The 13,821-nt window shown below is 61.4% G+C and carries 11 protein-coding genes; 2 read left to right on the top strand and 9 right to left on the bottom strand.

The genetic code is table 11. The annotated features are described in order from the left end of the window. Nucleotides 1–6: 6 nt before the first annotated feature. The 4 genes from JWR98_RS10215 to JWR98_RS10230 all read right to left on the bottom strand — a co-directional run bounded on the left by JWR98_RS10215 (nucleotide 7) and on the right by JWR98_RS10230 (nucleotide 7,670). Complete coding sequence (locus JWR98_RS10215; protein ID WP_078823567.1) at nucleotides 7–1,704, bottom strand: molecular chaperone HscC; 1,698 nt, start codon at nucleotides 1,702–1,704, stop codon at nucleotides 7–9. 204 nt (nucleotides 1,705–1,908) lie between these two features. Beyond that, nucleotides 1,909–3,366 (bottom strand): AdeC/AdeK/OprM family multidrug efflux complex outer membrane factor, encoded by a 1,458-nt coding sequence (gene adeC, locus JWR98_RS10220; protein ID WP_078731944.1) that lies wholly within the window; start codon nucleotides 3,364–3,366, stop codon nucleotides 1,909–1,911. Next, nucleotides 3,363–6,524 (bottom strand): efflux RND transporter permease subunit, encoded by a 3,162-nt coding sequence (locus JWR98_RS10225; protein ID WP_078731945.1) that lies wholly within the window; start codon nucleotides 6,522–6,524, stop codon nucleotides 3,363–3,365. Before JWR98_RS10225 ends, adeC begins: the two co-directional genes overlap by 4 nt. Nucleotides 6,525–6,527: 3 nt before the next feature. Further along, on the bottom strand, nucleotides 6,528–7,670 hold the full coding sequence (locus JWR98_RS10230; RefSeq protein WP_078731946.1) for an efflux RND transporter periplasmic adaptor subunit: 1,143 nt from the start codon (nucleotides 7,668–7,670) through the stop codon (nucleotides 6,528–6,530). A 288-nt stretch (nucleotides 7,671–7,958) separates the two neighbouring features. On the opposite strand from JWR98_RS10230, the gene JWR98_RS10235 reads away from it, so the two are divergent. Further along, a complete protein-coding gene (locus tag JWR98_RS10235; RefSeq protein ID WP_205489944.1) occupies nucleotides 7,959–8,591 on the top strand; it encodes a TetR family transcriptional regulator in 633 nt (210 codons plus the stop codon). A gap of 243 nt (nucleotides 8,592–8,834) precedes the next feature. Here the strand turns inward: JWR98_RS10235 and JWR98_RS10240 are convergent, their stop codons facing one another. The 3 genes from JWR98_RS10240 to JWR98_RS10250 are packed head-to-tail and all read right to left on the bottom strand — an operon-like array spanning nucleotide 8,835 to nucleotide 11,415. Next, nucleotides 8,835–9,884 carry an alkene reductase gene (locus JWR98_RS10240; protein ID WP_205489945.1) on the bottom strand — a complete coding sequence of 350 codons (1,050 nt, stop codon included), beginning with the start codon at nucleotides 9,882–9,884 and terminating at the stop codon, nucleotides 8,835–8,837. A gap of 26 nt (nucleotides 9,885–9,910) precedes the next feature. Beyond that, on the bottom strand, nucleotides 9,911–11,077 hold the full coding sequence (locus tag JWR98_RS10245; RefSeq protein WP_078731948.1) for an MFS transporter: 1,167 nt from the start codon (nucleotides 11,075–11,077) through the stop codon (nucleotides 9,911–9,913). An 11-nt stretch (nucleotides 11,078–11,088) separates the two neighbouring features. Further along, nucleotides 11,089–11,415 carry an ArsR/SmtB family transcription factor gene (locus JWR98_RS10250; protein ID WP_042944312.1) on the bottom strand — a complete coding sequence of 109 codons (327 nt, stop codon included), beginning with the start codon at nucleotides 11,413–11,415 and terminating at the stop codon, nucleotides 11,089–11,091. Between the two features lie 154 nt (nucleotides 11,416–11,569). Here JWR98_RS10250 and JWR98_RS10255 point away from each other — a divergent pair, with 154 nt between their 5' ends. After that, entirely contained in the window at nucleotides 11,570–12,154 is a 585-nt protein-coding gene (locus JWR98_RS10255) for an acyl carrier protein phosphodiesterase (protein ID WP_078731949.1), read from the top strand. 52 nt (nucleotides 12,155–12,206) lie between these two features. Here JWR98_RS10255 and JWR98_RS10260 read toward each other — a convergent pair whose 3' ends face one another. Both JWR98_RS10260 and olsB read right to left on the bottom strand, forming a co-directional pair. Next, nucleotides 12,207–12,998 (bottom strand): lysophospholipid acyltransferase family protein, encoded by a 792-nt coding sequence (locus JWR98_RS10260; protein WP_078731950.1) that lies wholly within the window; start codon nucleotides 12,996–12,998, stop codon nucleotides 12,207–12,209. Beyond that, nucleotides 12,998–13,753: an L-ornithine N(alpha)-acyltransferase gene (gene olsB, locus JWR98_RS10265; RefSeq protein WP_003172415.1), complete on the bottom strand. Its 756-nt coding sequence runs from the start codon at nucleotides 13,751–13,753 to the stop codon at nucleotides 12,998–13,000. The genes JWR98_RS10260 and olsB overlap by 1 nt, the downstream gene beginning before the upstream one ends. Between the last annotated feature and the right edge of the window lie 68 nt (nucleotides 13,754–13,821).

The raw sequence follows: 13,821 nt of genomic DNA on the forward strand, positions 1-13,821 counted from the left end.
TTTCCCTCAGCGCCAGAACCCGTTGTCGAGCTGCTCAAGTTGACGGGTCAGTTCGCTGCGTGCCTCACGGATGCGGCGTTCGTCCTGGGTATCGAGCACCTGCTGGAATTGCGCGGCCCAGTGGCCAAGCTGCTCGCGCAGATCGCCGAGGCTTTCCTGGTAGAGCCGTTCAAGGCGCGCGGTGAGCACGGTGTTGACCTGTTGGTCGCGCGGGTGAACCTTCAACTGCGCCAGGGCTTGCAGGCGTTGCTGGATTTCCTGCGGGTTCAGCACGCCGGGGTTGTTCTCGATCACCAACGAATGTTGCTCGCCGGTCAGCGGGATATTCACCTGGGCTTCCAGCAGGCCGTTGTTGTCATAGGTGAAACGCACATCCAGCGCGACTTCACCGGCCTTGCGCTTGGGCACCGGAATCTCCAGCTGGCCCAGCTCGATGTTGTCTTTGACCAAGCGACTTTCGCCCTGGTAGATCTTCAGCAGGACGCGGGTCTGGTCATCGTGCAGGGTAAACACGCTTTTGACCCGACTCACCGGCACGCTGCTGTTGCGTTCGATCAACGGCAGATAATGGCCGCTTTCGATATGGCCGCCGTACTGGTTCGAGGTTTCGATGCCCAGGGTGTAGGGGCACACATCGGTCAGCACCACTTCTTCAAGCGCAGCGGAACGCGCCTTGAGCGCCGCCTGGATTGCAGCGCCGTGGGCGACCACCTGGTCGGGGTCGAGGCTGATGGACGGGAAGCGCCCGAACAGCCCGGCGGCGAGTTTGCGCACCAGCGGCATGCGCGTGGTGCCGCCCACCAGCAGGATTTCATCGAGGTCGCCGACGCGAATCCGTGCATCGCGCAAGGCGCGTTCAATCGGCGCGCGCAGGCGTTCGAGCAGGGGCGTGTAGAGTTTGGCCAGTTCCTGTTGGGTGATGGTCTTGACCCATTGCTGGCCGTCGACGCGCAGGGTGAAGTCGGCGCTGTCGTCCTGGCCCAGGGCTTTGCGCACGCGCTCGGCCTCGCGGCGCAGGGCTTGCAGCACGCTGCTGGTGGGTGGGAAACCCGCGGCGGTGCGCTGGCTGTCGACGAAGTGTTCCAGCAACAGGGTGTCGAAGTCTTCGCCCCCGAGGAAGTTGTCACCGGCGCTGGCGCGCACTTCCATCACACCGTCGAACAGTTCGATGATCGACACGTCAAAGGTGCCGCCGCCGAGGTCGAACACCAGGAACGAAGTCTCCTTGTCGCGCTGATGCAGGCCATAGGCGAGGGCGGCGGCGGTGGGTTCGTTGATCAGCTTTTCGACGTTGAGCCCGGCCAGCTCACCGGCGATGCGCGTGGCCTTGCGCTGGCCGTCGCTGAAGTAGGCGGGCACGCTGATCACGGCTTCGGTGACGGTATGGCCGTAGGTGCGTTCGATGTCTTCCTTGAGGCTTTTGAGCACCAGCGCCGAGAGCTCTTCGGGGCGGAACGAACGATCGCCCAGGCGCACTTCGGTGGCGCTGCCCATGTAGCGCTTGAACAGCGATGTGGTCAGGTGCGGGTGGGTGTGCAGACGCTCTTTGGCCGCCTGGCCGACCAGCACGCGCCCCTGATCATCCAGCCCGACCACGCTTGGCGTGAGCAACTGGCCCAGGGCATTGGGCACCAGTTCGGCGGCATCACCACGCCAGACGGCCGCGAGGCTGTTGGTGGTCCCCAGGTCGATTCCTACGATCATTACGACAAGCTCCCTCTGTGGTCTGTAAGAATCTGTGACCGATTTTACCCCGAAAGGTTAACGAAAAAGCAAGGCGGCAGGTTTAGGGCAACTTGATACGGCTCGTCAGGCATAGCTGATTAAATGTGGGAGTGGGTTTAAAAAAATGGCATAAAAAAACCGCCTCCTGGTAAGGAAGGCGGTTTTTTATTTACAGCGCTGCTATCAGAACAACTTCAGCTTCGGCGCTTCTTCTTTCAACGGCTCGTTCTTAGCGGTCTGCTCGTTCCAGCCGCCGCCGAGGGCCTTGTACAGGTTGACCTCGGCGGTGAGTTGCGCCAGGCGGTCGGTGATCAGCGATTGCTGGGCACTGAACAGTTGGCGCTGTGCGTCGAGGAACGTCAGGTTGCTGTCGACCCCGATGCGGTAGCGACGCTCGGCCAGGCGGTAGTAATCCTGGTTGGCCGCGACGAAGCCACGCTGGGCATCCAGTTGCTGCTTGTAGGTCTCACGCGCTGCGAGGCCGTCGGAAACTTCCTGGAAACCGGTCTGGATGGCCTTCTCGTAGTTGGCCACGTTGATCTCTTTCTGGATCTTCGAGTAGTCCAGGCTGGCGCGCAGGCTACCGGCGTTGAAGATCGGGATGTTGATCTGCGGCGCGAACGACCAGGTGCCCGAGCCGCCCTTGAACAGGCCGCCCAGTGTCGGGCTGGCGGTGCCGGCGCTGGCCGTCAGGCTGATGCTCGGGAAGAACGCAGCACGGGCCGCGCCGATGTTGGCGTTGGCCGCCTTGAGGTTGTACTCGGCCTGCACGATGTCGGGGCGACGTTGCAACAGGTCCGATGGCAACCCGGCCGGCACTTCACTGAGCAGGTCATCCGACAGCGGCTTGCTGGCGATATTGGCCGGCAGGCCGGTGCCCAGCAGCAGGGTCAGGCTGTTTTCGTCCTGGGCCACCTGGCGGGTGTAGCGCGCCAGGGCGACCCGGGCGTTTTCCACCGAGGTGCGTGCCTGGCTAAGGTCGAGGGCAGAGGCCACGCCGACTTCGTTGCTGCGCGAGGTCAGCTTGAAGCTCTGTTCGTAAGCGCCCAGGGTGTCCTGGGTGAGCTTGAGCAGTTCCTTGTCCGCCTGCCAGGTCAGATAGGCATTGGCCACACTGGCTACCAGGCTGATCTGGGTGCTGCGCCGCGCTTCTTCAGTGGCGAAGTACTTTTGCAGTGCTTCTTCACTCAGGCTGCGCACGCGGCCGAACAGGTCCAGCTCGTAGGAACTGATCCCCAGGCCCGCCGAGTACTGGCTGGCGATGGTCGCCTGACCGGACTGCGACAGCTTGGCCGGCGTACGTGAACGACTGCCGTTGCCCGTGGCCGAGACGGCCGGGAACAGGTCGGCACGCTGGATCTGGTACTGCGCGGCATACGCGTCGATGTTGAGGGCCGCGACGCGCAGGTCACGGTTGTTCACCAGCGCGGTCTGGATCAGCTGTTGCAGTGCGGGGTCATGGAAAAACTGCTTCCAGCCCTGCTCGGCGGCGGTCTGGTTCGGCGCCTGGGCGGACGAATACGCCGGGCCTTGCGGGAACTGTGCCGCCACCGGCGCTTCGGGGCGCTGATAGTCAGGTATCAGCGAGCAGCCACTGAGCACGAATGCCGTGACGGCTAAGGAAAGTAGCGACTTGCTCATTGGCCAGCCTCTTTAGGAGTGTGCTTGGGTTCAATCTGTTTACGCTCGCCTGCGGCGGACACGGTTGCAAAGAACAGTGGCACCCAGAAGATCGCCAGGACAGTGGCCGTGATCATACCGCCAATCACGCCGGTACCAATGGCGTGCTGGCTGCCGGAACCGGCGCCCGAGGAGATCGCCAGCGGCAGTACGCCGAGCACGAACGCCATGGAGGTCATGATGATCGGGCGCAGACGCATGCGGGATGCTTCGATGGCCGACTCGACGATGCCTTTGCCTTGTTCATGCAGTTCTTTGGCGAACTCGACGATCAGGATGGCGTTTTTCGCTGCCAGGCCCACCGTCACCAGCAAGCCCACCTGGAAGAACACGTCGTTGGACAGGCCGCGCAGGCTGGTGGCGATCAATGCACCCACGACACCCAACGGCACTACCAGTACCACCGCGATCGGGATCGACCAGCTTTCGTACAGCGCCGCGAGACACAGGAATACCACCAGCAGCGACAGGGCATACAACGCAGGCGCCTGGGAGCCGGACAGACGCTCCTCGTACGACAGGCCCGTCCAGGCATAGCCCACGCCCGCCGGCAATTGCTTGGCGATGCGTTCGACTTCGGCCATGGCATCACCGGTACTGTAGCCCGGTGCCGGGGTACCGAGGATTTCCATTGCCGCAACACCGTTGTAGCGCGAGAGCTTCGGCGAACCGTAGATCCACTTGCCCGAAGAAATGGCCGACAGGGGCACCATCTTCCCGGAGTCGCTGCGTACGAACCACTTGTTCAGGTCTTCCGGGGACATCCGGCTGGCGGCGTCGCCCTGCACGTACACCTTCTTCACACGACCACGGTCGATGAAGTCGTTGACGTAGCTGCCACCCAGGGCAATCGCCAGGGTCTGGTTGATGCTCGACAGCGTAATGCCTTGGGCACTGGCCTTCTCGTCGTCGACGGTGAGTTCGTACTGCGGCTCATCGTTCACGCCGTTGGGGCGCACACCGGCGAGGATCTTGCTCTGCGCGGCCATGCCGAGGAACTGGTTGCGCGCTTGCATCAGTTTTTCGTGGCCGACACCGCCCTGGTCCTGCAGGAACACGTCGAAGCCGGTAGCGTTACCCAATTCCAGAACCGAAGGCGGCACGATGGCAAAGACCATGGCGTCCTTGAAGGCCCCGAAGAAGTAACCCTGGGCACGCTTGGCCACTTCGAATACCGACTGTGAAGCGTCACGCTCATCCCATGGCTTGAGCATCACGAACGCAAGGCCCGAGCTCTGGCCGCGACCGGCGAAGTTGAAGCCGTTGACGGTAAACACCGATTTCACGGCCTTGCCCTCGCCGGGTTCGCCTTCCTTGTCGTTGAGCAGGAAAGCACGCATGTCGTCGATGACTTTTTGCGTACGTTCAGCCGAAGAACCGACCGGAGTCTGTACCTGGGCGAAAATCACACCCTGGTCTTCCTCGGGCAGGAACGCGCTTGGAATGCGGGTGAACAGCCAGATCATGCCGACGAAGATGATCAGGTACACAAAGAACGCCGGGTACTTGTGCTTGATCATGTTGCCCACGCCGCGCTCGTAGCTGATAACGCCACGGTCGAAGGTGCGGTTGAACCAGCCGAAGAACCCACGCTTGGGTTGGCCGTGCTTCTCAGGGTCGATTGGCTTGAGCATGGTGGCGCACAAGGCCGGGGTGAAGATCAGGGCAACCAGTACCGACAGCGCCATGGCCGAAACGATGGTGATGGAGAACTGTTTGTAGATCACACCGGTGGAACCACCGAAGAATGCCATCGGCAGCAATACCGCCGACAGTACCAGGGCAATACCTACCAGCGCGCCCTGGATCTGGCCCATGGACTTGACCGTCGCTTCTTTGGGCGACAGGTGCTCCTCGGCCATCACCCGCTCGACGTTTTCCACCACCACGATTGCATCGTCCACCAGCAAGCCGATGGCCAGGATCATGCCGAACATGGTCAGGGTGTTGATGGTGAAACCGAACGCTGCCAGGATCCCGAAGGTACCCAGCAATACCACCGGTACCGTCATGGTGGTGATGATGGTGGCGCGGAAGTTCTGCAGGAACAGGAACATCACCAGGAACACCAGCACGATCGCTTCGACCAGGGTGTGTACCACGCCGGAGATCGATTCGGTCACCACCGGTGTGGTGTCATACGGCACCACGGCTTTCATGCCTGGCGGGAAGAACGGCTCCAGGGACGCCACGGTGGCCCGGATGGCCTTGGCGGTGTCCAGGGCGTTGGCGCCCGAGGCCAGTTTGATCGCCATGCCCGAAGCCGGCTTGCCGTTGAACTGCGCACTGATGCTGTAGTTCTGGCCGCCCAGTTCGATACGCGAGATGTCACGCAGGCGGACCTGCGAGCCATCGGCGTTGACCTTCATCAGGATCTTGCCGAACTCTTCTGCGGTTTGCAGGCGAGTCTTGCCGATGATGGTTGCGTTCAACTGGGTACCGGGCAGGGCGGGCAGGCCACCCAATTGGCCGGTGGCCACCTGCACGTTCTGCGCGGAAATGGCGGTGCTGACGTCGACCGGTGTCAACTGGTAGTTGTTCAGCTTGGCCGGGTCCAGCCAGATACGCATGGCGTACTGCGAACCGAATACCTGGAAGTCACCGACACCCGCTGTACGGGAAATCGGGTCCTGGATGTTGGACACGATGTAGTTGGACAGGTCGTCCTTGGTCATGCTGCCGTCTTCCGACACCAGACCGATCACCATCAGGAAGTTCTTCACCGACTTGGTCACGCGGATACCCTGCTGCTGCACTTCTTGAGGCAGCAGTGGGGTCGCCAGGTTCAGCTTGTTCTGCACCTGGACCTGGGCGATGTCCGGGTTGGTACCCTGGTTGAACGTCGCGGTGATGGTCATGCTGCCGTCGGAGTTACTGTCCGAGGCGACATAACGCAGGTTGTCGATACCGTTGAGCTGTTGCTCGATGACCTGCACTACGGTGTCCTGCACGGTTTGTGCGGACGCGCCTGGGTAGGTCACCTGGATATCAATAGCGGTCGGCGCGATGGCCGGGTACTGGTTGATGGGCAACTTCAGGATCGACAGTGTCCCGACCAGCATGATCACCAGGGCAATTACCCAGGCGAAAATGGGACGGTCGATAAAAAATTTCGACATGGGTTATTCCCCTTTGCCAGCAGCGGCAGCAGGAGCGGAACCGGCGGGCTTGGCGTTGTCAGCGTCCTTGACCTTGACTTCGATGCCCGGCTTGATGAACTGCAGGCCTTCGGTGATCACGCGGTCGCCGGCGTCCAGGCCTTTTTCCACCAGCCAGTAGGCGCCGTCGGTGCGGTTGGCCACCAGGGTACGTTGTTCGACCTTGTTGTCCTTGGTCACCACCAGCGCCGTCGGAATGCCCTTGATGTCGCGGGTCACGCCTTGCTGCGGTGCCAGGATAGCCTTGCTGTTCACACCGGCTTGCAACTGGGCGTGTACGAACATGCCCGGCAACAGGTTGTGGTCAGGGTTGGGGAACACGGCGCGCAGGGTCACCGAACCGGTGGTCTGGTCGACCGACACTTCGGAGAACTCCAGCTTGCCTTCCTGGCCGTAATCGCTGCCATCTTCCAGGGTCAGCTTGACCTTGGCGGCATTGGCGCCGGCTTTTTCCAGCTGGCCGCTTTCCAGGTCGCGGCGCAGTTTGAGCATTTCAGCGGACGACTGCGTCACGTCGACGTAGATCGGGTCCAGTTGCTGGATCACCGCCATGGCATCGGCCTGGCCATTGCTGACCAGTGCGCCTTCGGTCACCGAAGAACGGCCGATACGCCCGGAGATCGGCGCGAACACTTTGGTGTAACGCACGTTGATCTGGGCCGTTTGAACGTTTGCTTCGGCGGTCATGCGGTTGGCGACGGCGGTGTCGTATTCCTGGCGGCTGACGGCTTGTTCATCGACCAACTGCTTGTAGCGGTCGGTGATGGACTTGGTCTGGGTCAGGGTGGCTTGTGCGCTTTTCAGGGTCGCGTCGTACACCGACGGGTCGATCTGATAAAGCTGCTGGCCTTCCTTCACGTCCGCGCCTTCTTTGAACAGGCGCTTGAGAATGATGCCATTGACCTGCGGGCGAACTTCCGCGATGCGGTAGGCGGTGGTGCGGCCTGGCAGCTCGGATGTCAGGGTATAGGCTTGCGGTTGAAGGGTGACCACGCCGACCTGAGGGATTTGAGCGGGCGGAGCCGCTTCTTCCTTTTTACATCCGCTGAGCAGCGATGCCAGGGCGACGGCAGTGACCAGAGCGGTAACAGCTGGCTTAAGTTGCATGAAGATCCTCGGGTCAGGCGCGCAGGGTGCGCACAAGAAGTGTGGAAGGGTAAAAAACAAACGGCGAGTAGATAAGTAGCTTGCTACGCAATATACTTACGTTCATGGTTGTTTGTAAACTCTTGACAGGTTTCGCGCAATGTTGACAAAGCAACGATCGAAACCTCGATTTCATTACGTTCGGCACCCATGAAGGTGTGCGTCCCACAAAATTCTCTGATGATCGTTAACGTCTATTAACGCTGCGTTAACGATAGTCTCAAGTGTCCTGATTGAGGTTGTACTGCCATGGTTCGTCGCACCAAAGAGGAAGCTCAGGAAACGCGCAGCCAAATTCTCGATGCCGCCGAGCACGCTTTTTACGAGCGCGGCGTTGCGCGTACTACGTTGGCGGATATCGCCGCATTGGCCGGTGTGACGCGGGGCGCCATCTACTGGCACTTCAGCAATAAATCCGATCTGCTGCAGGCGCTGCTCGACACGTTGCATGAGCCGCTGGATGAGTTGGCCAGGGCCAGCGAAAGCGAGGATGAGCTCGACCCGCTGGGCTGCATGCGCAAGCTGCTGATTCATCTGTTTCATCAAGTGGCCCTGGACCCGAAAACCCGGCGCATCAACGAGATTTTGTTCCATAAGTGCGAATTCACCGATGAAATGTGTGACATGCGCCGCCAGCGCCAGACCCACAGCCTGGAATGCAACCTGCGCATCGGCCTGACACTGCGTAACGCGGTCCATCGCGGGCAGCTTCCGGAAAATCTCGACACTGCCCGCGCCGCCGTGTGCATTCATGCCTACATCAACGGGCTGATCGGCCAATGGCTGCTGGTACCCGACAGCTTCCAGTTACACCAAGAAGCCGAACGCTGGGTGGACGCAGCGCTCGACATGCTGCGCTTGAGCCCCAGCCTGCGCAATTGAGACAAAATGCGTAATTGCATCAGGTTGTGTCAACAGTAAAGCCTAAGGACAGTCAATCGTCCTTCTGCCTGATAGGTGGGGTGACTTTATATACGGGCTGGCGGGCGGTTGATAGGTAGCCGCCTAAGTATTTTGTAGGGATTTTGTTGCGGTTCTGTGAAGCGATGTTACCAAGCGGATACATGCGGTCAAAACGTGGGAGGGGCGGTGCCCCTCCCACATTTGGTTTTGCGTTTCAGGTGATTACAGCGTCGGATAATCGATGTAACCCACCGCGCCCTTGCCGTAGAAGGTTTCCGGATGCGCTTCGTTCAGCGGCGCATCGGCCTTCAAGCGCGCCGGCAAGTCCGGGTTGGCAATGAACGGTACGCCAAACGCCACTGCGTCCGCCTTGCCCTCCGCCAGCCACGCATTGGCGCTGTCCTTGGTGAAGCGCTCGTTGGCGATGTACACGCCGCCGAAGGCTTTCTTCAATTGTGGACCGAGGCTGTCGGCGCCTTCTTTCTCGCGCGAGCAGATAAACGCGATGCCGCGCTTGCCCAGTTCGCTGGCGACGTAGGTGAAGGTTTGCGCCAGGTTGTCATCACCCATGTCATGGGCATCCGCACGCGGTGCCAGGTGCACACCCACACGGCCGGCGCCCCAGACTTCGATGGCCGCATCGGTCACTTCCAGCAGCAGGCGCGCGCGGTTTTCCAGGGAACCTCCGTAGTTGTCGGTGCGCTGGTTGGTGCTGCTTTGCAGGAACTGGTCAAGCAGGTAGCCGTTGGCACCGTGGATTTCCACGCCATCAAAGCCGGCCGCCTTGGCGTTTTCGGCTCCGGTGCGGTAAGCGTCGACAATGTCGGCGATTTCAGCGGTTTCCAGGGCGCGCGGCGTCGGGTAGTCGGCCAGCGGACGCACCAGGCTGACATGGCCCTTGGCTTGAATCGCGCTCGGCGCCACCGGGGTTTCGCCGTTCAGGTACGACTCATGGGAGATGCGGCCCACGTGCCACAGTTGCAGGAAGATCTTGCCGCCCGCGCCGTGCACGGCCTTGGTCACGTTGGCCCAGCCGCGTACCTGATCGTTGGACCAGATGCCCGGCGTGTCCGGGTAGCCTACGCCCAGCGGCGTCACGGAAGTGGCCTCGCTTAGGATCAGCCCGGCGGAGGCACGCTGCACGTAGTACTCGGCCATCAGCGCGTTGGGCACGCGGCCTTCATCGGCACGGCAGCGGGTCAGCGGCGCCATGATGATGCGGTTCGACAGTTGCAGGTCGCCCAGTGTGATCGGATCGAAAATAGTCGTCATGAGATAACACCCTTCAAGTGAGTTGATCAGTGGGTCGCAGGGGCCAGGTCGGCGTCGCCGCTCTGACGGAAAGTAATCAGGGTCACCAGCAGCGCAAGGATCGCCAGGGCCGCCGCCGCCAAAGGCACGCTGGTCAGGCCGAAACCGTGGGCGATTACGCTGCCGCCGACCCAGGCGCCGAGGGCGTTGCCGATGTTGAAGGCACCGATGTTCAAGGTGGACACCAGGTTCGGTGCGGCCTTGCCGAAGGTCACCACGTTGATCTGCAGCGCCGGCACGGCGGCAAACGAGGCGGTGGCCCACAGGAACAGGGTGATTTCAGTCGGGATCACCGCGACGCTGGTCCAGCTCAGCGCGGTGGTCACCACGGCCATGCTGATAAACACGCCGATCAGGGTGGCCGCCAGGCGCTTGTCCGCCAGCTTGCCGCCGATGATGTTGCCGACGGTGAGGCCCAGGCCGATCAACAGTAGCGTCCAGGTCACCCCTTTGGGCGACACGCCGGTGACATCGCCGAGCAGCGGCGCAACGTAAGTGAAGAGGGTGAACATGGACGCGGCGAACAGCGCGGTCATGCTCAGCGACAACCAGATACCGGCACCCTTGAGGGCCGCCAGTTCGGCGCGCATATTGAGTTTTTCTTCGTCACGCTTGGCTGGCAGGAAGCGGATCAGGCCAATCAGCGCCACCACACCAATCAATGTCACGGCCCAGAAGGTCGAGCGCCAGCCGGCTTGCTGGCCCAACGCGGTGCCCAGCGGCACACCGAGCACGTTGGCCAGGGTCAAACCGGTGAACATCAGGGCCACGGCCGAAGCGCGTTTGTTGGCCGGCACCAGGTTGGCGGCGACCACCGAGCCGATTCCGAAGAACGCGCCATGGCACAGTGCGGTGACCACACGGGCAACCATCAGCACGTTGTAGTCACTGGCCAGGGCGCAGAGCAGGTTGCCGATAATGAAGATCCCCATCAACGCTACCAGGGCCGCCTTGCGTGGCAACCTGGCGGTGGCCAGAGCCATGAATGGCGCGCCGATGGCGACGCCCAGGGCGTAGCCGGTGACCAGCCAGCCGGCGCCGGGAATCGACACGCCGAGGTCCGCCGCCACATCGGGCAGCAAGCCCATGATGACGAATTCGGTGGTGCCGATGGCGAAGGCGCTCAGGGCCAGGATAAGTAGCGAGAGAGGCATTTTCGTGTCCTTTACAGCGGCGCGCTGATTTCAGCGCTGAGTTCAGTGATAAGCGCCGCGAGGAAGGCTTGGATCACGTCCTCATTGCGCTTGAAAAAATGCCACTGCCCGGCCTTCTGGCTGCTGATAAGTCCCGCCCGTTGCAAGGTGGCCAGGTGGGCCGACACGGTTGACTGGGACAAGCCGCAGCGCTGGTCGATCTGCCCGGCACAGATGCCGTATTCGTGGTTGTGCAGTTGCTCGGGGAACTGCACCTTCGGGTCTTTGAGCCAGGTGAGGATGTCTCGTCGTACTGGGTGCGCCAGGGCTTTTATTATTTCGTCGAGGTCGATGGACATGGCAGTTGCTCGGTGGCTTGAAGCGTTATATCGCGATGAGGCGAACTTTAAATCGCTATATCCCGATATACCAATATGATTTTGATCTGAGGTCAGGCTAAATCGGTATATCGGGTTATAACGATACGTTGGCGGCAGTGCTAGACTGCGCGCCATGAATTATCTCGCACATCTGCACCTGGGCGGCCAACTTCCAGCGCAACTGTTGGGCAGCCTGTATGGCGATTTCGTCAAAGGTCGCCTGCAAGGGCAGTTCAGCCCGTCCATCGAAGCGGCGATTCAGTTGCACCGCGCTATCGATCGCTTTACCGACAGCCACCCGTTGGTGGGGGAGGCGTTGTCGCGCTTCAGCCTGACTCGCCGGCGTTATGCGGGAATCGTCCTCGATGTGTTTTTCGATCACTGCCTGGCGCGGGATTGGGCGCTGTATGCCGAGCAGCCGCTGGAGCGCTTTACCTCGCAGGTGTACCGCGTACTGGCGGCCGAACCGCAGCTGCCGGGGCGGCTGGCGCAGATTGCACCGTATATGGCGGCGGACGATTGGTTGGGCTCGTACCGTGAGTTCGCGGTGATGGAGCAGGTGTTGCGGGGGATTTCGCGGCGGTTGACGCAGCCGGAGGCATTGGGGCATGCGATGCAGGAGTTGCGGCTTTTATATGAACCGTTGAGTGAGGATTTCCGACTGTTCTATCCACAATTGCAGGAATTTGCACAAAACCAACTGACAATTCACGTCTAAATGTGGGAGGGGGCAAGCCCCCTCCCACATTTGGAACAGTGTTTAGCTCATGTCAGGCGGCGAAGGCAGGTCGGGCGTCTACCTGCTCAGCTTCCGGCAACGGCCCGAACAACGCCTTCTGCACCGCCTGCTGCGCCTGATACGCCAGCGCCGCACGTTCCTGCCCGGCGCAGGCAATCGGCTTGAGCACATGGATTTCCACGTCGCCCTGATCATTGCCGAACAGGCGCATCAGGTGCGAGAGCAAATCGTCATCGCCAATGAACGGCGCCAACGCATCCACTTGTCCATCGCGTAGGTAACGAATCGCCACCGGTTGCAGCGACACATCCGCATCGATCGCACTGGCCAGCAAGCGACCATGGAAGGTACGCAGGCTGCGCCCGTCGGTGGTGGTGCCTTCCGGGAACATCAACAGCGGGTGCTGTTGTTCCAGGTGGCGGGTCATCTGCTTGCGGATCAACTGGCTGTCACCCGAACCGCGACGAATAAACAAGCTACCGGCCTTGGCCGCCAACCAACCGGCAACCGGCCAGGTACGCACCTCGGCTTTGGACAAAAACGACATCGGCGCCACGGCGCCGAGCAGCGGAATGTCGGTCCAGGACACATGGTTGCTCACCCACAGCATCGGCTGCGTCGGTAGTTCGCCGTGCACCGTCACGCGAAAAGGCAGGGCGTTGGTCAGTCGGGCCATAAAGAACCGCGACCAGCGTTGGCGGCGCACCATCGAGTTGGCCACGCCCAAGCGTTCGAACAGGCCAAACACGCTGGCCATGCTCAAGCCCAGCGCCACCACCACCAGCACGCGGGCAATGCGCCCGTACACGCGCAGGCGGCTCATCACATGGCCGCCTTGAAGTGGCGCGCGTAACGCGGGCACAACTCATCGCGCTTGAGCAGGATGAACACGTCGGCGACCTGGAAGTCTTCGTCCCAGCACGGCTCGCCGCAGATCTTCGCGCCCAGGCGCATATAGGCCTTGAGCAGCGGCGGCATCTCGGCGATGACGTTGGACGGCAGGTCCAGCGCCGGCAATGGTTTTTTCGGTTCGGCGCGCAGGTGTTCGTTACACAGGTAGCGTTCGCGCAGGCGCTGCATGATCGCGTGGGCCTGGATGCCGCCGTCGTGCATCGGAATGCTCGCGCAGCCCATCAAATAGCTGTAACCGCCCTGATTGAGCACTTCGGCCAACTCGCCCCACAACACCGCGATGGTGCCGCCGTTGCGGTAAGCCGGGTCGACGCAGGTGCGACCGATCTCCAGGATCGGCCCTTGCAGGTGCAGCAAGCCGTGCAGGCTGAATTCTTCTTCGCTGTAGAACCGGCCCAGAGTGCTGGCGGCCTGGTGGTCGAGCAAACGGGTGGTGGCGACGAGCCGACCGCTGTTCAAATCCCGCACGCCGATGTGGCTGCAGTGAACATCATAGTCATCCATGTCCAGGCCAAGTTCCGCGCCTTTCAGCTTGGCGTTGAACTCGCCGCTGAACACGTTGAACCGCAGGGCCTGTGCTTCCTGCAATGCCTGTGCGCCAACCAGGCGTTCGGCTTGCAGACGGCGTTCATTGCCGGTGTCGCTGATGCGGGCGATCTGAGTCATGGCGAATCTCCGAGTGCCAGCCACTGTTCGGCCGGTCGACTTGTTTGTCCAAACTCAGGCTATGGAGC

The sequence above is a fragment of the Pseudomonas lactucae genome (assembly GCF_016937615.1).
GTDB classification, from domain to species: Bacteria; Pseudomonadota; Gammaproteobacteria; order Pseudomonadales; family Pseudomonadaceae; genus Aquipseudomonas; species Aquipseudomonas lactucae.

Excerpts from the sequence above, each read along its gene's own strand:
- olsB (WP_003172415.1), bottom strand. The coding sequence starts at position 13,753 with ATGACTCAGATCGCCCGCATCAGCGACACCGGCAATGAACGCCGTCTG.
- JWR98_RS10245 (WP_078731948.1), bottom strand. The coding sequence starts at position 11,077 with ATGCCTCTCTCGCTACTTATCCTGGCCCTGAGCGCCTTCGCCATCGGC.
- adeC (WP_078731944.1), bottom strand. The coding sequence starts at position 3,366 with ATGAGCAAGTCGCTACTTTCCTTAGCCGTCACGGCATTCGTGCTCAGT.
- JWR98_RS10225 (WP_078731945.1), bottom strand. The coding sequence starts at position 6,524 with ATGTCGAAATTTTTTATCGACCGTCCCATTTTCGCCTGGGTAATTGCC.
- JWR98_RS10235 (WP_205489944.1), top strand. The coding sequence starts at position 7,959 with ATGGTTCGTCGCACCAAAGAGGAAGCTCAGGAAACGCGCAGCCAAATT.
- JWR98_RS10260 (WP_078731950.1), bottom strand. The coding sequence starts at position 12,998 with ATGAGCCGCCTGCGCGTGTACGGGCGCATTGCCCGCGTGCTGGTGGTG.
- JWR98_RS10215 (WP_078823567.1), bottom strand. The coding sequence starts at position 1,704 with ATGATCGTAGGAATCGACCTGGGGACCACCAACAGCCTCGCGGCCGTC.
- JWR98_RS10230 (WP_078731946.1), bottom strand. The coding sequence starts at position 7,670 with ATGCAACTTAAGCCAGCTGTTACCGCTCTGGTCACTGCCGTCGCCCTG.
- JWR98_RS10240 (WP_205489945.1), bottom strand. The coding sequence starts at position 9,884 with ATGACGACTATTTTCGATCCGATCACACTGGGCGACCTGCAACTGTCG.
- JWR98_RS10250 (WP_042944312.1), bottom strand. The coding sequence starts at position 11,415 with ATGTCCATCGACCTCGACGAAATAATAAAAGCCCTGGCGCACCCAGTA.
- JWR98_RS10255 (WP_078731949.1), top strand. The coding sequence starts at position 11,570 with ATGAATTATCTCGCACATCTGCACCTGGGCGGCCAACTTCCAGCGCAA.